Source organism: Vibrio sp. 14N.309.X.WAT.E.F5 (genome assembly GCF_030397615.1).
GTDB lineage: Bacteria > Pseudomonadota > Gammaproteobacteria > Enterobacterales > Vibrionaceae > Vibrio > Vibrio lentus.
This window is the reverse complement of record NZ_JAPNXR010000007.1, coordinates 37,260-58,927: the sequence shown is the minus strand read 5'-3', so window position 1 is coordinate 58,927 and position 21,668 is coordinate 37,260. Positions and strand designations below refer to the sequence as shown.

Annotated in this window: 21 protein-coding genes; 9 read left to right on the top strand and 12 right to left on the bottom strand. The window is 43.5% G+C overall.

Features of this window, described 5'->3' with window-relative positions; genetic code table 11:
- Nucleotides 1-39: 39 nt before the first annotated feature.
- Nucleotides 40-714: a YoaK family protein gene (locus OW495_RS10025; protein ID WP_289886288.1), complete on the bottom strand. Its 675-nt coding sequence runs from the start codon at nt 712-714 to the stop codon at nt 40-42.
- A gap of 150 nt (nt 715-864) precedes the next feature.
- Entirely contained in the window at nt 865-1,347 is a 483-nt protein-coding gene (locus OW495_RS10020; RefSeq protein WP_017087345.1) for a GFA family protein, read from the bottom strand.
- 32 nt (nt 1,348-1,379) lie between these two features.
- Between OW495_RS10020 and OW495_RS10015 the strand changes: the two genes are divergently transcribed.
- The 3 genes from OW495_RS10015 to OW495_RS10005 all read left to right on the top strand — a co-directional run bounded on the left by OW495_RS10015 (nt 1,380) and on the right by OW495_RS10005 (nt 3,983).
- The gene (locus OW495_RS10015) at nt 1,380-2,033 is read left to right on the top strand and encodes a hypothetical protein (RefSeq protein ID WP_065207010.1); all 654 of its coding nucleotides are present in this window, start codon (nt 1,380-1,382) and stop codon (nt 2,031-2,033) included.
- Nucleotides 2,034-2,159: 126 nt separating this feature from the next.
- On the top strand, nt 2,160-2,459 hold the full coding sequence (locus OW495_RS10010) for an isoamylase early set domain-containing protein (RefSeq protein ID WP_009845720.1): 300 nt from the start codon (nt 2,160-2,162) through the stop codon (nt 2,457-2,459).
- Nucleotides 2,460-2,690: 231 nt separating this feature from the next.
- Nucleotides 2,691-3,983, top strand: a complete 1,293-nt coding sequence (locus OW495_RS10005; RefSeq protein ID WP_289886282.1) for a peptidoglycan DD-metalloendopeptidase family protein — start codon at nt 2,691-2,693, stop codon at nt 3,981-3,983.
- A 248-nt stretch (nt 3,984-4,231) separates the two neighbouring features.
- Here OW495_RS10005 and OW495_RS10000 read toward each other — a convergent pair whose 3' ends face one another.
- Nucleotides 4,232-6,100 (bottom strand): GGDEF domain-containing phosphodiesterase, encoded by a 1,869-nt coding sequence (locus OW495_RS10000; protein ID WP_289886280.1) that lies wholly within the window; start codon nt 6,098-6,100, stop codon nt 4,232-4,234.
- 175 nt (nt 6,101-6,275) lie between these two features.
- Nucleotides 6,276-7,172: a LysR family transcriptional regulator gene (locus tag OW495_RS09995; RefSeq protein ID WP_065104543.1), complete on the bottom strand. Its 897-nt coding sequence runs from the start codon at nt 7,170-7,172 to the stop codon at nt 6,276-6,278.
- 108 nt (nt 7,173-7,280) lie between these two features.
- On the opposite strand from OW495_RS09995, the gene OW495_RS09990 reads away from it, so the two are divergent.
- The 3 genes from OW495_RS09990 (at nt 7,281) to OW495_RS09980 (ending at nt 9,289) form a co-directional block, all read left to right on the top strand.
- A complete protein-coding gene (locus tag OW495_RS09990; protein ID WP_065104544.1) occupies nt 7,281-8,486 on the top strand; it encodes a multidrug effflux MFS transporter in 1,206 nt (401 codons plus the stop codon).
- A 91-nt stretch (nt 8,487-8,577) separates the two neighbouring features.
- Nucleotides 8,578-8,928: a hypothetical protein gene (locus OW495_RS09985; protein ID WP_017105643.1), complete on the top strand. Its 351-nt coding sequence runs from the start codon at nt 8,578-8,580 to the stop codon at nt 8,926-8,928.
- 226 nt (nt 8,929-9,154) lie between these two features.
- On the top strand, nt 9,155-9,289 hold the full coding sequence (locus OW495_RS09980; protein WP_017109040.1) for a hypothetical protein: 135 nt from the start codon (nt 9,155-9,157) through the stop codon (nt 9,287-9,289).
- Nucleotides 9,290-9,441: 152 nt separating this feature from the next.
- Here the strand turns inward: OW495_RS09980 and OW495_RS09975 are convergent, their stop codons facing one another.
- The 3 genes from OW495_RS09975 to OW495_RS09965 all read right to left on the bottom strand — a co-directional run bounded on the left by OW495_RS09975 (nt 9,442) and on the right by OW495_RS09965 (nt 12,173).
- Entirely contained in the window at nt 9,442-10,059 is a 618-nt protein-coding gene (locus OW495_RS09975; RefSeq protein WP_289886275.1) for a glutaredoxin, read from the bottom strand.
- A gap of 69 nt (nt 10,060-10,128) precedes the next feature.
- Nucleotides 10,129-11,019 carry a DMT family transporter gene (locus tag OW495_RS09970; RefSeq protein WP_289886273.1) on the bottom strand — a complete coding sequence of 297 codons (891 nt, stop codon included), beginning with the start codon at nt 11,017-11,019 and terminating at the stop codon, nt 10,129-10,131.
- Between the two features lie 155 nt (nt 11,020-11,174).
- Entirely contained in the window at nt 11,175-12,173 is a 999-nt protein-coding gene (locus OW495_RS09965; protein WP_099165757.1) for a porin, read from the bottom strand.
- Between the two features lie 376 nt (nt 12,174-12,549).
- Here OW495_RS09965 and OW495_RS09960 point away from each other — a divergent pair, with 376 nt between their 5' ends.
- Complete coding sequence (locus OW495_RS09960) at nt 12,550-13,569, top strand: succinylglutamate desuccinylase/aspartoacylase family protein (RefSeq protein WP_099165756.1); 1,020 nt, start codon at nt 12,550-12,552, stop codon at nt 13,567-13,569.
- Nucleotides 13,570-13,883: 314 nt separating this feature from the next.
- Here OW495_RS09960 and OW495_RS09955 read toward each other — a convergent pair whose 3' ends face one another.
- The 5 genes from OW495_RS09955 to OW495_RS09935 form a co-directional block, all read right to left on the bottom strand.
- Complete coding sequence (locus tag OW495_RS09955) at nt 13,884-14,603, bottom strand: DsbA family protein (protein ID WP_099165755.1); 720 nt, start codon at nt 14,601-14,603, stop codon at nt 13,884-13,886.
- Between the two features lie 123 nt (nt 14,604-14,726).
- Complete coding sequence (locus tag OW495_RS09950) at nt 14,727-15,296, bottom strand: protein disulfide oxidoreductase (RefSeq protein WP_099165754.1); 570 nt, start codon at nt 15,294-15,296, stop codon at nt 14,727-14,729.
- A 3-nt stretch (nt 15,297-15,299) separates the two neighbouring features.
- Nucleotides 15,300-17,363 carry a protein-disulfide reductase DsbD domain-containing protein gene (locus OW495_RS09945; RefSeq protein ID WP_099165753.1) on the bottom strand — a complete coding sequence of 688 codons (2,064 nt, stop codon included), beginning with the start codon at nt 17,361-17,363 and terminating at the stop codon, nt 15,300-15,302.
- A 95-nt stretch (nt 17,364-17,458) separates the two neighbouring features.
- A complete protein-coding gene (locus OW495_RS09940; RefSeq protein ID WP_157934802.1) occupies nt 17,459-17,935 on the bottom strand; it encodes a hypothetical protein in 477 nt (158 codons plus the stop codon).
- A 504-nt stretch (nt 17,936-18,439) separates the two neighbouring features.
- Nucleotides 18,440-18,688, bottom strand: coding sequence for a hypothetical protein (locus OW495_RS09935; protein WP_017105653.1), 249 nt, complete (start codon nt 18,686-18,688; stop codon nt 18,440-18,442).
- Nucleotides 18,689-18,939: 251 nt separating this feature from the next.
- Between OW495_RS09935 and OW495_RS09930 the strand changes: the two genes are divergently transcribed.
- Nucleotides 18,940-20,544 carry a mechanosensitive ion channel family protein gene (locus OW495_RS09930; protein WP_065104550.1) on the top strand — a complete coding sequence of 535 codons (1,605 nt, stop codon included), beginning with the start codon at nt 18,940-18,942 and terminating at the stop codon, nt 20,542-20,544.
- 183 nt (nt 20,545-20,727) lie between these two features.
- The gene (locus OW495_RS09925) at nt 20,728-21,561 is read left to right on the top strand and encodes a RecX family transcriptional regulator (RefSeq protein WP_017109048.1); all 834 of its coding nucleotides are present in this window, start codon (nt 20,728-20,730) and stop codon (nt 21,559-21,561) included.
- Nucleotides 21,562-21,668: the final 107 nt, after the last annotated feature.

Below are 21,668 nucleotides of genomic sequence, written 5' to 3'. Positions count from 1 at the left end.
TGCGGATGTTACGTATATTGAGAATATATTGCCAGATATTTATAAATTGATTGGGGTTTCAGTCCGATAGGTTAGATATAGCCAGTAGCTAAACGCAATAATGAACGCAAATGAAGCCGGAAAAGCCAATGCGTTAATCTCAAAACGTTGAAACAGGCAAGCTCCGGTTAAGCCCCCAAACAAAAAGCCAACCACAATGAACATGAGTAGTTTTGCTTTTCGACGGTCAAACTGTGTGCCTTTGAGGCGAGCGCCAATCATGATCCCAAGATCGGTAATGATGCCACTCATGTGTGTGGTACGAATAATCGCACCGCTGTAAGTGGTAATCATCGCATTTTGCAAGCCACATGCGGCTGACGCGAAGTATTGCCCTGAAGTAAAACCTTCCAGTAGTGCCCAAAGCGCCAAAAATAGCAATCCACCCTCAATACACAGAGCAACACCGTATCGACGACCCAATTTCAGAGCTTGGTTTTCAATAAAGAATCCACTGAAAGCAGCACCCAACATAAAACTCATGATGACAAATAACAGGTGTATTGAAGCACTAGTGGGGGTTAGTAGGCTACTGCCCAATAAAGACATAGTGCCGGATATGTGGGAGATGGCTTGGTGTTGGAAGCCGAGTAAGCCAATCGCATTAACGCTGCCAGCAAGGCCTGCTAGCAGCAAAGCGCCGTATTCAACCCAGCGAGGTAGCTTAGAAATCATGTGGTTCACCCTGGGTTAAAAAGAGGAGCAGATTATAACGCTAGCGAAAAGATACGCTAGCGCTGTGGTGCGTTGATATTTGATCTTAGGCAACAGTATTGCAGTTTGTTCTAATGCAGTTGCTTTATCGAGATAAAGCTCAGTAACAGACTAGTTGTAGTGACTCATTTGATGGTCAAATTTGACCCAGCCGTGTTTGCGTTCTTCGTAGACTGAAAAGCTCGGTAGCGGAAAGTCTTGCTCTTTAAATAATCCGAGCGGGACGATATAAAAATCGGCAGCAGCAACAGATTGTAAGAGCATGGTGGTGCCACACTTAGGACAAAACTGATAGGTCACTTCACTGCCTTTATCACTGATGCGTGAGAAAGAGGTGACTTCTCCGTTTAATGTGACTTGTTCTATTGGGAATCGAGCCTGAACACCAAACACACTTCCGGTGCGTTTCTGACATTCATAGCAATGGCATACAGAGGTTCGTTGAGGCTCGCCTCTGCATACTAGGTTGACTGCTCCACAGCGGCATTCGCAACTTCTGATATTTCTATCTTTAATATGATTGATATCCATCCATGCTCCACTTCTGGTTAACCCTGTATTGATAATTATACTAAAGCCCTTTATGGTCTGCACAACTGGATGAAAACAAAAGAATATAATTGCTCATGAAAAAGAAAATCTTACCTATACCTCTGATTTTATTGATTCCAATTGTCATGCTGGTTGTGGTGATACTGGCGGGTATTTATCGTTTTAGCTTAAGTGACGAAGAGATCTTGGCGAAGTTTCCTTCTTCTCAAGTCAGTTATGATCCTGTTGTTGAAACCGTTTTTGATTTGAAGACGACCAACCCATGGACAATTAAAGTACCCGAAACCAACGCGTACGCTTTTATTAATGAAGTCGATGAACCTAGAGCTATAGCCTTTGGACGCTATGACTCGGGTGTTGAGCGTGGTGTAGTAACGGTAGACACCAACAACCTTTCAGCCGTCACGTTGGGCAAGGCGAGTTTCTTTGTCGCACCGATGTGGGTATCTAACCAAGGCAGTGGCGTGTTCTATTATCTTGGCTTGTTTAAACATGACCAGCAGCGAAGCCGTGTCGTGCTAGTCGACCAGCTTTTTCTAGGCGATAGAGTGCAAATTCAGACTTTAGAGGTCGCTCAGCAGCAAGATTTACAATCCGCTAGCAAACAAACAGGGGAAGGTTTTATCGGCTTTACTCAGCATTCTGCGGAACAATCATTTGCAGAATCCCCTTCTGAAAAGGTGTTAATGAGCTTTTCTTTTGATACGCAATCAATTGGTAAGCAATAACGTTTTCGTTAATGCAAGGATCTGTTGTTTATGTGAGCTAAATTACATATTATCTTAATTAGATGAATGAAATTTAGACACTCCTTATGCTTGGTGTCTGCCTATTTTTACAAATGGAGCTTGCGAATGATTAATAAACGTTTTTTTAAGACGAAAGATGAAGTTGAAGTGACCTTCGAGCTAGAAGCTCAAGAAGCGAACTCTGTATCCATCGTTGCTGACTTTCTTGATTGGAAAGCCACCCCAATGAAAAAACTGGCCAAAGGGAAGGTTTACAAGTTTAAAACTCGCCTGCCTAAAGATGGCGAGTTTCAATTCCGCTATCTAGTAGATGACCAACAATGGGTGAACGATGCGAATGCTGATCGTTATATCCCGAATGAGTTTGGTGAAGACAATTGCTTGGTATCGACGGTTAACGCTTAATCGAGATGAAGTAGCGTGAACCAATAGAAAGCAGAAACTAGCCGTTTCTGCTTTTTTATTTTTTTATTTGGCGGTTAATATTATTAATCGTGAAGCGGGTTTCCACTTACGGTAACTCAATGACTTAGTCTAGATTGGGCAGATTCACATCATATTATGACAATGCAATGATGATTTATGCGTTTGAAAAGCATATCCTATGCCTTTATATCGTAGAAAGACCTGTTTACCGTGTATTCAAAAATATTTTCCTCTCCGTTTGCTGAGCTTTCACCTGTAAAAAAAGTAGCTATTTTAGGACTGCCACTTATTGCAGCGTTTGGTATTGCTTTGCAATCTTCAGAATCGGATCTGACGAAAACGATCGATCTTGATTTACCCGACTCAACCGTTATTGAGTCAATCCTATCACCTTCTTCTGTCGCGATTATCGAACCGCCGACGTTTGAGTATCAAATTCAGACGGGCGATAACTTGAGTAGCATCTTCACTCAACTTGGATTTTCTTATAAATCGATGATGAGCGTGATGGAAACCGATTTAAACTTCCTTGCCCTAGACACACTTCGTCCTGGTAACACATTACGTTTTTGGCGTGATGAGGCGACGGGCAGCCTTTCCAAAATGGAAATTCAATTTAGTGTTGCGGATAAAGCGGTTTACCGACGACTTGAAGATGGCAGCTATGAATTTGAAGACATTTCTATTCCTGGTGAATGGAAACAAAAGCCTTTAGTGGGTGATATTCACGGCAGTTTCTCTATGTCGGCGAACAAGGTTGGCCTGAATAGTCTTGAGATTGACCATATTGTGACGCTTCTTAAAGATAAGCTGAACTTTAGCCGCGACCTGCGTGCTGGCGATCAGTTTGAAGTGCTTCAGAAAGCACAATTTGTTGATGGTGTCGCAACCGGAAAGCGTGAAATCGAAGCGATTAAGATCATGAATCGTAATCGTGTTGTTTCTGCGTACTTACACACTGATGGGCAATATTACGATGCCAATGGCGATAGCTTACAACGTGCTTTCCAACGTTACCCTGTGAGCAGTGGATGGCGTCAGAGTTCTCAGTTTAATCCAAAGCGCTTACACCCTGTGACAGGCCGAGTCTCACCACATAACGGTACAGACTTCGCGACGCCAATTGGTACGCCAGTTCAAGCTACCGGTGATGGTAAAGTGATCATGACCCGTAAACACCCTTACGCGGGCAACTACGTGGTGATTCAGCACGGCAGCACTTACAAAACGCGCTACCTGCATTTGAGTAAGATCCTTGTTCGTAAAGGGCAAACGGTGTCTCGTGGTCAACGTATTGGCTTATCGGGTAAAACTGGCCGAGTGACGGGTGCGCATTTACACTACGAACTGATCGAACGTGGTCGTCCTGTTAACGCGATGACAGCGAACATTCCGATGGCCGACTCTGTGCCGAAAAAGGAAAAAGCGACATTCGTAGCATCGAGAGATGAAGCCGACAAGCTGCTTAAGAAAGCGTTGGAAGAGCAATCTAACAACAGCTAGTGATAGCGAGTCGGATATCGCTGATGGCTCTAATAGGTGAATAAGCGAATAGCTTGGTCGCTTATATATCTAAACATTGAACAGCCGCGAGTGCTGATTTGAATACCTAAGTGTTCAATTCTGCCCTCGCGGCTTTTTTGTTGCTTAAGCTACACTCTCTCAAAAGTCAAAAGTCAAAAGTCAAAAGTCAAAAGTCAAAAGCTAAAAGCTAAAAGATCAGAGTCTTATAGACCTGAAGACTTTTGCTGTCATACGCTCAGCGCATTTATATTGCTGACGATGGTTTCTGGGCGAAGTGGACAAGAATAGAGGTAGCCTTGGATACTGTCGCACCCCATTGAGTGGAGTTTATCTAACTGCTCACGTTCTTCGACACCTTCCGCGACGAGTGAGACACCCAGTCTTTGTGCCAATTGAATGATCAACCAAACGACGCTTTCTGATGTGGAGTTGGTTAACAGGTTCTGGATAAAGACAGCATCGATTTTAATACAATCGATAGGGTAGCTGTGGATGTAGTTTAGACTTGAGTAGCCAGTACCAAAGTCATCTAAAGCAATGGTGAAGCCTTGCTCTCGAAGATAGTTAAGAGCGTCTTTGACTTCAGGTGTTGGTGAAAGCAATACGGTTTCGGTCAACTCGATAACAAACTCATTCGCTTCAAAGTTGTACTGTTTGATCGTTCGAGTGAGATAAGTAAGGTAGCGCTTAGAGTCACTAAGCTCGTGAGCGGAACAGTTGATACCCAGTTTGATTTTATAGCCTAAGCCTTGCTCAAGTGTGATTTTTGCTCGGCAAACGAGTTCGATAATACGTTCGCCTAACTCGACGATAAGGCCAGATCCTTCCGCGACTTGTATAAACTCTACTGGAGATATGTCTCCGTGTTGAGTTGTTTTCCAACGAGTGAGCACCTCAAAATATTCCCAACGCGTATCGTCTTTGCCTACGATCGGTTGAACCACCACATACATTCCATTGCCTTCAGATGCAGGGGCATTGGCTTGATTACCATTAGATACCGTTTTACTTGATATTGAGCCTTCAAGCTCACTGCGTAAAGCCGCTATTAGCTCGGTTTTTCTTTGGTAGCGAGCTCTTAAATGGGTGTCGTAGCATTGGATGTGTGTATCAGTGTGCTGCTTACATTCTTTTAAAGCCAAACTGGTATTAAAGATGATCTGTTCTACATCTTTATTGTTTCCATCTGAGCGAGCGATACCAATACTGACATCAAAATCAATCTTCAAATCAACGCTGCAGTAGCCTTGTTTTATTTTGGTTACTATCTGTTCGCAGATACCGATTGGGTCGTTGTGATAAGTAATGAAAGCGAACTCGTTACCTGCTGTTCGAAAGGTTAAGTTGTTCTCTGGTAATGTTCTGCGTAGGGTTTCAGCGACATGCTGCAATACCTTGTCACCAATGTAATTACCGTGCATGTCGTTAATGGCTTTGAAGCTGTTTATATCCAACAGAGCCACAGTAAAAGGGGTGACATTCTGTTGAGTAATGGACTCTAACGTATCCGACAAACAACTGCGGTTGAGCAACCCAGTAAGACTATCGTGTGAAACTTCATAACTGAGTTGATTGACCAACTGCTCAGATCGGTCGTTGAACCACATTTCACGTAAGGTATGAATGACGATGTCCGCGAAAAGTTGATGGTGTTTGATCACTTCTTGTTGTTGGTCTGGGCTAAGAGGTGATGTGAAGGTCGAAAATAGCACACCCATGACTTCGCCACTCTGAGTTCGAGTGGGAATCGCGATCGAGTTTTGAGAGGTGATTTCTTGCCTGAATGCTGACGTTGGCAAAGATTTAACAATGTATTGAGCGAAAGAACAATCAGGGTGACTTTGATTAACGGCTTGTTGGTAGATGTGACCATGACGTGGATTGATCTTGTCATGCAGTACGTGGTCAGATTGCGCAATCACCAAAGGTACCATTTGGTCTGGAAAGTATTTTTTCTCAATGATGCTGGTGTATTGAGTGCCAAATGTTTGATGCAAAGTAAGCACGGCCGACTCTAAAAGGTCGATACCTTCCAATTTCAGTAAACGGCCAATGCGCTCTGTATCTATCATGCTGCTGTGCGTATGTTGAGTCATAGTCACCATCCGTAGCTAACCAGAATCAGTGTGTGAGCTGTATGTGTATGATTTTTATAAGCATAGTTTTTAAGTGTATAGTCTTGTATGCATAAAAACGGCACACACAATTAATATGCGTCTAGTTTATTATTGGTCGTGTTGTGTATTTTTTCAAACTCAGTTGTGACTTATTTCACAAAATCTGAGTGCTACGTTCTCTGTCTAGCCTGTCTTTCAGGTGATCCAAAAATAGCTTTGTTCGTGTATGTGAGTAGTCAAGCTTAGGGTAGTACGCGTAAACCATCACTTCGTCGGCCGTTATATTTGGCAAGACTGGAACTAATGTCCCTTGTTTTAGATCTTCTTTGATCATTGCTTTGATGGTTAAAAGCACGCCCATTCCTCGCTTCGCCGCATGAAATAATGCTTCAGGGTTGGTAGTCGCGAAGTTTCCATTCAACGTGATTCGTTGCCCTTTGGTGAGTGTCACTTCTCGAGTCGGGCGCTCTCCCCAGATTAGAGAATTGTGCTGCTCTAAGTCTTGCTCACAGGTGGGGTAACCATGTTTGGCGAGATAACTCGGTGCGGCATAGAAACCGGCTTTGTGCTCAAACAAGGGGGTTTTCTTGAAGCTCAAAGAGTTTAGCTGTTCCAGTTCTCGACTGATCACCAAATCCAATCCAAGTTCAGGTAATTGTCCTGAAGTGGTGGTGATGAGCTGTACTTTGATATCTGGGTATTTCTCCAAGAAGTCGTCCATATATTGCACTAGAAACTTAGAGCCAACGGCAATGGTCGCACCTATCTTTAGCAAGCCAGCGGGTGTTTGGTTTACTGAGCGAGTCTCGTCAATAATCGACTGCCAATTATCGAGCTGATCTTTGGCTCGTAGGTAAAAGAGTGCGCCTGCTTCGGTTTGGCTAATCGAGCGAGTCGTGCGCTTTAAAAGTTGAGTGCCAATGCGTTCTTCCAGCCAGTTTACTCTTTTGCTGATTGCTGAGCTGGTGGTATTCAGTTTACGTGCGGCTCCATTGAAGCTGCCTTCTTCTACCACTCTTACGTAGCTTTTTACGTTAAGAATCCAATCCATATTATTTCCTGTTGGGACTTAATCAAATTCCAATTTGGTTAATTATCAATTACTGGTTTTGAATATAGACTTATATCATGAACAAATAACAAACGAACAGGGAATTTTTTGAGCCAATCGACCTTTAAAAAAACGCCGTTACTCTTAGCGATGATGATCATTGCTACGGGGCAAGTGGGTGTGAGTATCTACCTCCCATCATTGCCATTAATCGCTTCTGACTTAAGTGTTACCCAAGTGGATGTGCAACTGCTCGTTACACTGTTTCTTGTGGGTTTTGGCTTGTCGCAGCTATTTTATGGCCCAATGTCTGATGCAGTGGGAAGACGACCTATCTTCTTGTTGGGTCAAGGTGTTTATCTGATTGGTACAATCGTTTGTTTTGCATTTTCTGACAATATGACCGCTTTAGAAGTTGGCCGCTTGTTGCAAGGCTTAGGCGCGGGCAGTGCTTCGGTGCTCGGACGTAGTGTTCTTAGGGACAGTTATGATGGCCCTCAACTCACTAAGGCGCTGTCTTATATTTCAATAACAGCTTCTATCATGCCGATTATTGCGCCAGTGTTTGGTGGTTGGATCTCGTTTCATCTAGGCTGGCAGGCGGTGTTCCTGTTTGTTCTATTGTATTTATTGGCCATATATATTCTCGGTTACTTTGTGTTGCCCGAGACACTGCCTTACGGAAAGAGTCGTTTTGAAGTCAGCCAAGTAGTGAAGAACTACGGGCGCTTGTTGACCAACCGCCAAGTGATCAGCAGCGCGAGTTATAACTGGATGAGTTACATGGCGAGCTTGGTGTCGTTATCGCTGTTCCCGTTCTTGATGCAAGAGCAACTGGGATTGACCGCGGCTGAATATGGCTCTTTGATGATTGTCCCTTCGGCAGGATTGTTGATCGGCAGTGTAGCGTTAAACTTACTTAACCGTCGATTCAGTACACCGCAGTTAATGAGTTTAGCGATTTTGATCGTGTTGGCGTCAGGTACTTGGTTATTAACACATGAACTATCCATCTTTAACCTAGTGTGGGCATTTACTTGGCTGGCGATAGCGCAGGGCATCTCTTTCCCTCTATCGATCAGCATGCTGTTGGAACCGCATAAGAAACAAGCGGGTGCGGTGTCTGCGCTGTCGGGTTCAATTCAAATGTGTTTGGCGGGCTTGTTAGGTGGGTACTTAGTTGAAAGCTGGGTCACGACTCACCTACAGCTTGGCGTGTTCTACCTGATTATTGGTGCCGGTATGGGTTCTGTACTGTGGTCCTCAAGTCGAGCCAACAAAAAAATCGCCTCTGCAGCAATAGAGTATAGCTAGATAGGTTTTATACTTGCACGCTCTAGTTAAAGCGTTGTATTTGTGTTGATGGTTTCCTACAATAACTCGGTCCATTTAATAGGTGTAAAACATGCAGCAAAATGAATTTGAAGTACTGGTAAAAGCGATCTGTGTTCTGGATGGCTTGCCTCAAGCGCTCGAGCTATTGAAATCCAACGAGGATACTGAAGTCGCTGAGGCTGCTGAATCACTGACTGGTCAATTTGCGTTAGCTGAAGTTGACGGCGAAAAGCGTATTTACCACGTGACGCTTCAAGAGAATGAACAAGGCGAAGAGCAAGAGTACATCGAACACGTTATGAACGAAGGCGATGACTTAATCAAATTTGCAGCTTGGTTCTTCGAGACAATGTTCGAATTAAAGCAAAAAGATACGTACCAGATTGCTGGTAAAACTTACAGACAGCCAAAGCGTAGCTAGTGTTATAACAGCTTCGTTTGAAAGGTATCTTTAGAACTAACGGTTTTTTAGAACTCAGCCTTTTTCTAAAAGCAGCTTATTGAGCTGCTTTTTTATTGCGTTCTATTTATAAACTCATATGTAAGTTTGGAATTTAATTACATAAAAGTGTGATGTGAGTCTTGTTTTTGGGTGCTTTAAGTGTAGAATCCGCGCATAAGAAAATTGATTATGTGCGGAGATAAGCATGAATTACGAACTAGGCCACGCATACCTTGGCCAAATGGTAGCAAAAAACATGATGCACGAAGCATTGTATGGCAAGTCAAAGCCAAAGAAACCATCGTTCTTTAAACGAATGATGAAGAAAATGTCTAAGTAAGCATTTTTAAACGGAATTTTAAAAGGCCTTAAACTCAATGAAGTTTAAGGCCTTTTTCGTTTAAGCAATTGATGACATTCAACGCTCTTTTTTATTGTGGATGGACACAAAAAATCTTTTAACTCAGCAGCTTATTCAGCGATCTTCGGAGATCAACTGGCTGATTGGTTAGATAAATCGACAACGTTGTTTGGAATGGAATCTAGACCATTTTCTTTCATCCAAGCTTCTAAGTTGTCTGCTCCGCCAATGTATTTACCATCAAGCCAGATTTGAGGGACAGTGACTGGTGTTTTTTCACCAATGTGCGCTTTTACTTCTGGAATCATGCGATATAGAGTGGCGCTGTCTTTCACGACATCGTGGTATTGGTACTCCACACCCGCTTCATCAAGCATTTTCTTTGCTTTGACGCAGAATGGGCATGTCGCTTTCCCGTAAACAATGTTGCCTTTCAAGCTGTCTCGTTTCGTCCACTCTTTGATTACTGATTGAACTAACACTCCGCGATTGAGTGCTTCGCCTTGGCTAACAACCTTGCCTTCAACGACAAGGATCGGCGCATGCCAAGAACCCAATTTGAGTGGTTCCCACCAATGAGATAACCAATCTTTCACTTCCAGTTCGACATCGACATCGGCTAATTCATTCTCAAAAGTATCCTTAAGAATGTCTTTAGTAAGGGTACATTCTCCACATGGGATATTGACTTTAAATGGACCCCAGCTGCCTGCCCAACGGTATAGTGTAATCTTGACTGGTTTCTTCATGGTTACGACCTCGTTTAAAATTCTCTTATCAATATAGAACGGACAGTAGCGTTATTTATTTCACTCGCTTTAAACTTTCTTCGATTTCGATGGTCTTTTTGTTTCCCAGTGGGTAATAAAAGCAACTGACGCAATAATAATAGCGGCTCCTAGCCATAAACGACCAGGTGGAACCCAACTAAATACGATCCAGCCAGCTAATACATTGAGTGGAAGCTTCGCGTGGTCAAATGGTTGAACAAAAGAAGCATCGGCTACGGAGTACGCTTTTACAATTGCCCATTGTGCAAGGGCAGTCATTACGCCAATGACCACTAATATTCCCCAGATAGTGCCACCGCTCGGGGTTTGCCAATCGGGCACAGCAAGAAGAAGATTAAAGGGTGTGATTAAAAGAAGAAGGTAAACCACCATGGTCGATGGGCTGTCTTGCGATGACAGTTTTTTCACCATTAGAGAGTAGCACGCCCAAAAGAATGCAGCGCCAACAGGCAGTAGCGTTGCCCAGCTAAAATCTTCTGCCCATGGTTCCAAAATGACCATAGCACCGATGAAACCCGCTAGGGTAGCACCCCAACGAGCTGCGCCTACTTTTTCTTTTAAGAAAAGCCCAGATCCGATAGTTGCAAAAAGTGGCGAAGTCATAAGAAGAGCAATACCTTGCCAAATCGGCACAGGGCAAGCCAGCGCCCAAATCCACAGCTGAATACCAATAACCGATAAGAAGACTCGGAACACGTGCAATTTTAGATTATCGGTTTTTAGCGCGCGGCGAATCCCTAACGTTTTAAGGTAAGGCAGAATAGCAAGTAACGCGATAGCGTATTGAATGACGGCGACGGTGGTAGAAGTAAGTCCGAAATGAATGCTAGCGATTTGAGTAAGGCTGTTAATGACAGCAAAGGCTAAACCAGCGGTTAGCATCCAGCTAGCGCCTTGAATCGGATGGTGTTGTGACATGATGCTTCTAATTCTTTGATGTGGTTTGTGTATGATACGGATTTACCACGATGAAACCAGAAAAAGCATTGATGAAGTTGGTCAGAATATTTGAATATGAAAAAAGGTTGAGCGATTGCCCAACCTTTTTAGCTTTAATCTAAGTCAGTTTTAGATTAGAAGTCGTAGCGCAGACCTAAACGAAGTGAGTCTTCGCTTTGTGTCTCAAGACCTGCAACTTTCACATCGTCTAGGTTGTTTAATTGGTAAGCAACGTATGTGCGAATAGATTTATTGAATTTGTATGTACCCGTTAATTCAAAGAAGTCAGCAGTGTCTACAGTGATGTTCTGAGTCGCATCTTTTTCCTGTTTTTGGTAAAGAGCAGCGAGTTCGAATTGACTTGTTAGTTTGTACTTAGCTGCAACTTCTACACCAGAGAATTCAGTATTCGCTTTGTCGTCTAGGTCACCCATTGTGTAGGTAGCACCTAGGTATAGAGCATCCATTTTGTAGTTGATACCAGCAATCACTGCGGTTGCAGAGCCGTTACCCGCACCGTTGTCATTGCCTGAGTAACCAAGACCGAAACCTAAGCCCATAGGTAGTGTGTAAATACCAGAGATGCCGTAACCGTCAGTATCTTTGTCTTCACCAGCAATCAAACTTGCTTTAAGAGAAAGTGCGTCTGCATCGTAAGCGTATACAAACGTGTTGTTAATCTGCTCGTCACCGGCATTGATGAATGCTTTTTGGTCACCAGAGTAGATAGTAACATCCGACATTTCTGAGATTTGAGCTGCAGCTGTATCTTGACGACCTACCGAAACAGCGCCAAAGTTACCTTGAAGGCCAGCGTACATGTAGCGCTGCTTAAAGTTGTCAGTTTCATCATTGTCAGCTGAAGAATTTACGCCTTGTTCTGCTTCGTAGAAACCGAAACCAGATAGGTCGCTAGTGATTTCTGTAGTACCGCCAACATTTAAACGCACACGGCTTTTATTTTTCATTGTTCCGTCGATTTCTTTACCGCCTGAACCAATGAAATCACCACGGAATTCTGCACGACCACCAATCTTAAGCTCAGTACCATCAGAGCTGTAAACTGTTGCTGCTAGAGATGAACCTGAAACTAGTGCTGCTACCACTGCAGAAGCTAGAACTGCCTTTTTCATAATCACTTACCTTGTATTTTAAAATCCGTGAGCAATGCGCTCTCCGTTTCGATATGAAGCTAATTTAGAGCAGATAAATTAAGCTTTCATTTCTATAAAATTACATTTTCGTGAATAGGGAACTTTTTTACATGTTGATTTTATTGCACTTTTATTTCAAGGGGCTGAGTAATTAGTGAATAGTTATACAAGCTCTGGCGTTTTTCTATTTGTCTGTTTGTGTTTTGATTCGCGGTTTGTTCGTGGTCGCTAAATAGCAACGAAGGGAGATCGTGAACTCTCGTCGCCGAATAACAGTTTGTGCTGGTGGTTATATCCTCTATGATGCAAAAACTTCAAAGCGAATAGATTCTGCTCAACAGGACGGAGAGGTTTCATGAAAACAGAGTACTTAGGTGACGTTTTACAAGGTAGACAAGTTATTGGATCCTTGAATGTGGACGACTTACCTACTGGGGAACATCAGTTTTGGTTCCAAGTGACCAGCGATGGACTAGGGCAACCGAAAAATATGCCAGTGTCTGTTTTTAAAGGAAGCCAAGATGGGCCAAAGTTGATGATCACCGCTGGTATTCATGGTGATGAGTTGAATGGCGTGTTGGCTGCTCAACAAATTATCAGAGATCTCGTTGGTAAGAGCTTAACAGGTACAGTGACGATTGTGCCTACGGTCAACTTGTCTGGTTTGTTAAATCATAGCCGCGATTTTATCTCTTCTGATCCGGGCTCATGTCCAGCTAATCTTAATCGACTTTTCCCTGGTGATGCACATGGTTTAGCTGCCGAGCGTTTTGTGGCTTCATTATGGGAGCGCTTACTCAAGCACAATGCAACGTTCGCGGTTGATCTTCATACCCAAACGCGCGGTGCGGTTTATCCTCTCTACGTTTTTGCTGATTACCGGATTGATCAATGCTTGGAGATGGCGAGATTAATGCAACCCGATTGCGTACTTAATGACCCCGGCGATCCAGGTATCTTAGAAACCGTATGGAACCGAAGTGGTATCCCAAGCATCACGGTCGAAGTGGGAATGGGTAAATTTACTCAGCCTGATATGATTCAAAGGGCAGTCGACGGCGTGTTTAATATGCTGTCTTACTATGAGATGTCTGAGGCTGTCGGTGAGCAAATAACAGAGCCTAAGCAACTTCCCGAGCCAGATTGGATCGAAGGCAACAATGTTGTGTCTATTCGTGCCGATATCGGTGGTTTTGTTCTACCTCAGGTTGAACTCCTGCAAAGCGTAGAACAAGGTGAATTGTTAGCGATTCAATATGATGCATTTGGTAATGAATGCCGTCGCTATCACGCACCGTCTGCAGGGCGTGTACTTAGCTATAATGTGGATGCATTAAGGGAGCCGGGGGCGCTTGTTTGCCGCTTATTGAGCTAGACCTAAGTTAGAAAGTCGCTGTATCAGTTAAACTTACCGTCATTTGACGTGGGTAAAAAAAGACCGAGCAGAGCTCGGTCAAAGGACAGTTGTCTAGAGTTAACACGTCTTTGGACTCTTCGACATAACTGCTCTTAGAGTAACGAGAATAAATTAAGAACCCATTGCGAGATGGTGACACTTCGACTGCTTTTTTGTTTCAAAAATAATATCGGAAAACATTATCTTAAGCTTATGAAAAAGCCGACTGCGAGTTACGCTAGTCGGCTTTTTATCCTCTTCTCTTTTGAATCTTTATCTCTATCTAAATTTGATTAAAAAGCATCATCCACAATATCTTTTAGTCGATCGTAAGGTACATAGCCCGGTAGAACCTGATCATTCATCATCATCGTTGGCGTTCCTGTTAAACCCAGAGCGCTAAAGGTTTGATGGTTGGTCATTAGCGTGTTCTTTTGTTCACCTGTAGTGTCCAACTGGGCTTCTGTTCCTGTTTTCTTCGCCACAGCTTGTAGTGAAGATTTTGTGTGGCTACCACTTTTTGCCATCAGCAGTCTGTTGACTTCAGGGAAGGCTTCTGGATTATCTTTCCATACTTTCATAGCGTATAGAGCTGCATTGGTATCAAGGCCATCGACTTGTTGCTGCTTAAATGACAAGTACACATTGATGATTTTGATATCACTATTTTCAGAAGCTAATTTCACTAAGCCTTTCTCTAAGCGTTTACAGAAAGGGCAGTTGTAGTCAGTGAAGTTAACGATGACTGATTTTCCGTCAGGGTTGCCCGTGATTGGGTGAGCGTTATTGTTATATAACCAGTCGTGACTCTCAGCTTGAGCTTTCTTTGCTTGCGCTTGGCCTGCGACATACTGCTCTAAACTGGTATGCAGCCCTGAAATCGTAGAAGGGTTCTCCTTCAGGAACTGGTTAATTTCTTCGAGTTGCTGGGTTTGTTCTGTGCTTAACTCAGCGAAGGCACTTGTGCTCATTAGTGAGCCTAAAATCAGTGTGCTAATCAGATGTTTTTTCATGTTGTTTATTCTCTAATTCTTGATAATCGTGAGCGCGTTTTGGGTCGCACTCACGGTATTATTGTTTGTTAAATTGGCTTTAATCGGTTCATTTGCTCTGCTCTGTTTTTCTTAGTGAGCGAGTTATGCAAAGTAGGTTCTTAACCACAGGCCGATAGGGGAAGTAACGCCGGTTGCGATACTGCTAATCTTTCCATCTTTGATGATGACAATACTTGGCGTGACATTGACTCCCCAACTTCTGCTGATCGATCCAGAGAGATCATTGATAACAGGGAAGTCATACTCTTTGGCGTCTAAGAAGCGCTGAACACGTTCGTCTGGGCCAGATGAAAGTGCTACAGAAACTACTTGATGGGAGTCGCTGAAGCTATTAACCGTTGGGCTCACCAATTTGCATGCGCTACACCAAGTCGCCCAAAAATAGACAATAACGGGCTTACCGTTTTTGCTTAGCTCGATAACATCAATATCTTCCCCTTGGATCGACTGACCCACGATTGGAATCGCGTCTCCTTGAGGCATGCTTCTGCTGTGGTAAAAATCCATGGCAAACGAAACCACGCCAACGATCAGTATCATTGAAACGAGTTCCTTTCCCCACTTCTTAAGACGGCTTGGCTTTTTGGTTTCAGCCTTTACAGCATTGTCTTCAGCTGAGCTAGGCCTTTGTTCATTGTTGGGCGTCTTCATCAATTATCTCGCAGCGTCGATGGCTTGAATAACAGTGTCACTGTCTAGAATCACGGGTAATGGAATACCATTTTTATAGCTCGGGCCATAAACGATATTAAATGGCACACCAAATCGCCCATTACTTTGTAAGTATTGAGTGACACTTTCACTTGGTGTTGTCCAATCGCCTTTCATCAAAACAATGTCTTCTTGTTGCAGGTGGCTGTAGACAGGGTCTTGAAGAATGACGCCAATTTTGTTGGCTTTACAGGTGATGCACCATTCCGCAGTCACGTCGACAAAGACGGTTTTTCCTTCCTCGACCAACTGAGGGATTTGTTTCGCATCCAGTTTCTGCCAATCAAGGTTATCGACAATTGGCGTTGCCCAGTTATCAGCGGTAACACTACCGACGATCAATGCAGCACCAAATACCAAGGTGGTGGTTGCCATGATAGGAATCAGTACCTTGCGCCCTAATTTCATGCCAATCCAAATTAGCACTGAAACGACGATAAACAGTGACAACAAGATGGTTGGGAACTTGCCAATGAATGGGCTCAGTAGGCTTGTTAACCACAGACTGGTGATGAACATCATTAAGCCGAATACCAACTTAACTTTGAACATCCACGCGCCCGGTTTTGGTAGCAATTTAGTTAGGCTTGGGAATAACGCGAAGATCAACCAAGGTGCGCTCATACCAATGCCGAGTGCGATAAAGATAGCCCACAACTCTTGGTAACTTGCGCCCAGAGCATAAGCCACTGCGGTTCCTAGGAATGGAGCACTGCAAGGCGTCGCCAATAGTGTCGCAAACATGCCTTGGATGAAGTGACCTGAATGTGAGTCGTCGCCTTTGGTTGCCATCCAAGTGTTTAAGCCTGACGGAAGTCTGAATTCGAATAGACCGAGTAGGTTAACTGAGAACAGTAGGGTAATGATCAGCATGAACCCGATGAACCAAACATTTTGGAACTGGATTCCCCAACCAATCGCATTGCCACCCATTTTTAGAACGGTCATACCTAGAGCTAGCAGCGCAAACGAAGTAATAACACCGGCAGCAGACGCTAGGAATGATAGTCGGATATGGCGATTTGAAGCACCTTGGTTCTGAATGATGCTGTTTAGCTTCATCCCTAACACGGGTAAAACACACGGCATGATGTTGAGGATTAAACCGCCCACTAACGCAAAGCCAAGCATGACTAGAAAGCTGTTGTTGCTTGTTTGGTAAGCTATCGGGTCTGACCCAACTTGCGCGGTCATCTCTTCGGCAAAGTTAGTATCTGAAACGGTAATACTCACTGTGCGATCCGTTAAGTCGACCTCGCCGATCCAGTTACTCACATCGAATACTGCGGTCATTGTATTGTCTGTGATGTGGACGGTTGGTGGAGAGAAGAAGTCATCAAGCACTTCTTGTCCATCAATCAATACCATCGGTTTATCCCAGCCTTCCTTGCTTGTTAGCTGAGTAACCAGTTGTTGTTTGCTTTTATCCCAGAACAGGCCGTTCACTGAAGTGCGGTTAGCTTCTCGTGGAGATTGGCTCATGCCTTGATTGAACAAGAACATCGCTTCTTCATCGAGCTCTAATGTTTGCGGATCAATCGGCAGTTCGATGTCGTAATCGGTTAACACACAGATATTGGTACACGACGGAAAGGTGAACGACGCCTTGAACAGTGCTGGCTTCGTGTTGTCTTTCAGTGTCAACGTAACGGGAAAGCTGACGTGTTTTTTGTAGCCTAACGTCATCACGTCGAGTTGTTCGTAGTACTTAGGGATCGGCCAATGCCACTCTACCGACTCTATGTTTGTTGAACCAGACCAGTCCCAACTTGGCGGGATACCACCTTCGCCGGGGCTACGCCAATAGGTTTTCCAATCGCCGTCGAGAACGACATCCAGCACGGTTTGAATCTTAGAACCGTCGTCCGATTGTTCACCCGTCGACATCATTCGCATCTTGACTGGTGGATGTTCAGGCACGCTGAGCCAGCCCGTCGTCTGTGCCAAAGCAGTAAATGACGTCATAACCAAAAGGGCAGTGACTAGCGTTTTCGCGCATGTACGCATGCAGAATGCCAACGAATCGACAAACTTAGTTAGTAGTGTGTTGTACACAAATGTATCTCCAAAAAATAAATAAAAGGGTGTAGTAGCCCGGTTATTTACTCTCTAAATATACAGTGCTTTAGATGTAAGCGGTGTTTTGTAGGTCGAGAAGAGCGATGGTTATCTCTAGACAATCTCGATATGTGCGGTGATAGGCTGTACGCAACAGCAATAAACAGGATAAAAGGAATCAGCCAACCTGTTTTAGGTGTCGCGAAGGTGAGCATTTTTGAGCTTAGGCTGCACGCGCTAGAGTTTGGCGCTGACAGAGTTTTAGACGCTTCTGAACCAAAAACGCTAGCATAGAGCTCAGACATTTTATCGAAAGATGCGACGTTTGCTTGAGGGTGGCTGGTTTCTGCGCCGACAAGTATTGACTGTCCAATTAAGGAAGCTGAAGAGGTTACTTTGTTTGTAGACAGCGTACTCGCCAGACAGGTTACGATAACCAGTCCGGTAAGGAACAGCGCCCAAAGCGAATGCTTTTGTCGGCGGTTCTGTTTAGATAAGAAAAGTAATGGTGTATTCAGCAAATCAGTCAGTAATCGAATCAGTTAGTCGTTAGTCGTTAGCAGCTAAAGCGAGCTCGTTGAATTGTGGCTAGCTTAGATAACTTTGCTCTGAGCTACAAGTCATAAAATTGTCAAAGCAAAAGGGATGCATAAGTGCCAAACCTTGCGAGTGAGGCATCAAGTATCGGCTTAAGTTCATAATAATTTGTTATTTTTCTCTGACCGCTGTTTTTCTCATCAACGTGACTCTATTTATCACCAAAGTAGTCGTTTTCTAATCAAGATAACCGTTTTCTAACTAAGGGACTTGTTTCTTACAAAGGTGACTGTTTCTAGCCAAGGTGACTTTTTTCAAAGTAACGCTTTTAAGCGCCTGTTGCGCATATATGAGGGGCAGTTTGGTTCTGTTTGAAAAAGATTAAGTAAATAGCAGACACAAAAAAGCCCAATTGCTCGTTAGAAACTGAATTGGGCTTTTTCCATCAGAGCTTAGTGCTCGCAACTCAAAGGCTTTGCTCGGTTTACTTAGTGAGTACGACGAGGACCGTTGCGAACTAAGTCTTTACCATTTTCGAATACTTCTTTAGTGATCCAGCGAGCAAGCAAAACCTTGTGACTGCTGTTGAATACTGCAACGAAATGACGACCATCAGAGTTATTGGTTGCCATACCTACGCCTTCAACGCCTTCAAGACCTAAGCCGCCCGCTTCCACTGAAATTAGGAATTGTTCTAGCTCTTCTAGCGTCTCAATAATATCAAGTTCGTTGTTCATTTTATGCTCTCTTGCTGTGTGCCAACATCGGATTTTAGGCGTTTTAGTACATGCGCCTGAGAAGAAGTATTGGCCGTTGTTCTTTGTTGGTTGCGTACTTTACAGGTCATAAGAGGGGATTGGAACTCTCAAATATTAGATACGAGCTGATATTTTGCGATTTTTTAACATAACATACGTTTAAATGCTTGTTATCCATATTCTTTTTACTACTATTTAGAGGGTCAATTTAGACATTAATAGGAATTAATATGATGAAGGTTTGGCGTTGTCTATTTTTAATGTTGGCGTTTGTCGCATTCGGAAGTTTTGCGCAAAGCGTGGAAAAAATAGCAGTAGCACAAGATCAGTTAATGCTCGATCTGGCAACACTAGAAACGGCGCACGATGCTGAAAAACCCTTTCTTGAAGATATATTAAGGCGTAAGAACCAAGCCTTACGCGAAGAGATCTTTTCACAACTGTCGTCAGATAAAAAAGAGGGGCTTGATGTCACTCTTGCTCAGCAGGTTGAACTCTTACAAAAATTGCTGTCATTGAATGAAGTTAAAATCATCTCAATGAGCAAAGAAAACCGTTCGGCTGAAGGTGATGTTAAAAAACGTCTTGAGTTACGCATTCAAAAACGAATCGGGATGATGGATGTCTATTATCAGCAGCTTGCTAAGACATTAGATTGGTCGAAAGAGCGTGGTGTGGATGTTGCTGTACCGGAAGGTGAACTTAAAACGGCACTTGTTGGTCGTTCTAAATATCTGACTAATGCCATTCTTTACACCGACACACAGCGACAAGATCTAGAAGCGCGTCTGTCCTTCGTCAGTGAAGAAGAGAAAGCGGTCATTAAAAAGGAGCTTGAACGATTCAGCGAGCGAACCAGTGTTATGGTGGCGAGCTTAGAAGAGACCATCACGTTAATGGAACCGTATGGCGTGGATGTGACCTCTTACAAGCGTGTGCTTTTGGCTACGACGGGTGATATCAACGCTGACGTGTTGGATGTTGATGTCGCACTTGAACTGCTCGATGGTTGGTTACGTTCGTTCAGCTCATGGGCTTTCGAAAATACCCCTTCTTTTATCGTTAAACTCGCTCTGTTTCTCGGTATTTTGTATATAACTCGCCTTATTGCTAACGTCGCCCGCAAGACCGTTCGTAAGAGTGTCTCGCACTCTAAAATGGACTTCAGCGTACTGATGCAGGATTTCTTTGTATCCATCGCATCTAAAGCGGTCGTGTTTATAGGTTTGCTGATTGCCCTTTCTCAAATAGGGATTGAGTTAGCACCACTATTAACGGGTTTCGGTGTTGCGGGTGTCATCATTGGTTTTGCATTGCAAGATACGCTGTCTAACTTTGCTTCAGGTTTGATGATCTTGATCTACCGCCCTTATGATGTGGGTGACATGGTTAAAGTTGCTGGCGTGCAAGGCACAGTAAAAGACATGAGCTTAGTATCGACAACCGTCCAAACCATTGACAACCAACGTTTGGTTATTCCGAACAACAAGATCTGGGGTGACGTTATTAACAACATCACAGCAGAGCGTGTGAGACGTGTGGACATGGTGTTTGGCATTGGTTATTCCGATGATATCGATAAAGCAAAAGCGGTATTGAATGACATCATCATTGCGCACCCTCTAGTACTTAAAAAGCCAGAGCATATGATCAAGCTTCATACGTTGAATACATCTTCTGTTGATTTCGTAGTAAGACCTTGGGTTAAAACCGACGATTACTGGGATGTGTATTGGGATGTGACGGAAACCGTGAAGAAACGCTTCGATGAAGAAGGCATCACGATTCCATTCCCTCAACGCGATGTACATGTTTACAATCACGAAGAGAGCTAATCCGAAAAGAATTAAGTACGGCTTAAGGTCGATTTTTTCTTAATGTGAAATTAAATGGACGCTGAGTAAGCGTCCATTTTTATTGGCTGTCAGTTTAAATTGAGCTTCATTCTTTTATGTCACTTCACCCACCTTAGAATTACGTTATGATGGGGTAGGCTTAGTTTGGACAGTTGAAATCGAATGGATGATTCACAGCAAAAAACGAATACTAGAAATACAACGGTAAGAAAAGCGACCCGAATTGAAAGCGTCATGAACTCTGCGATGTGGCATTTAACTCAGCGAGATATGACGGAAAGCGAGCTGATTGCAAAGCTGAAAGTGAAAACCGACAATCAAGAATGGATCGATGAAACTTTGGGTACTCTGAAAGGCTTTGGGTACCTTAAGTCTGACCAAGTGTTTGCTGAACAATTCGTGGAACAAGCGTTCTCTGGTGAATTTGGTTCTCGATATATTGTCGAAAAACTGAAGAAGAAGGGCCTGACGGACTCAGTGATTTCTGATGCGATTCATAAGGTGTCATTCGAAAAGTCTATTGATGAACAAACTATCTTGATAGACCGAATCAACCATTACTACACAAGCTTTACCATGAGTCGTGAAAAGCTGGTTGCGACGCTGCAAAAGCGTGGTTTTAGCTATCAGCAAGTAAAAGTTGCGATTGACCAGCACTCACAAGCGCATGAACTAAAAAGTAATATCCAAATCAAGGCTGAGAAAGCCGATTTAGAGAAAGAAGTACTCAAGTACGCTCGCAAGGGCAAAGGCTTGACCGCGATTCAGCAAGAGCTCAGACAGCGAAAAATCGACACGACTGAATTGCCACAATTGGTCGACCGATTAATTAACGAAGAGCAGCTAGATTTTTACTCTTCTTGTTTAGAACAGTTGCAGAAGAAATCTTATGATCTTAAGGATCACAAAGAGCGTTCAAAGGCTTATGCGATGTTGAGCCGTAAAGGCTTCTCTTCTGACGAGATCAAGTTTGCTTTGAGTGAAGGTAACGAGTAGCGGGTGCTATTGAGTTCAGGCATACGTAACGGGATAAGTATCTAGCCTCAAAACACCGTAGCTTCAGACATACCCGTTCAAATATGTAGCAGTTTCAGATAGCCAAA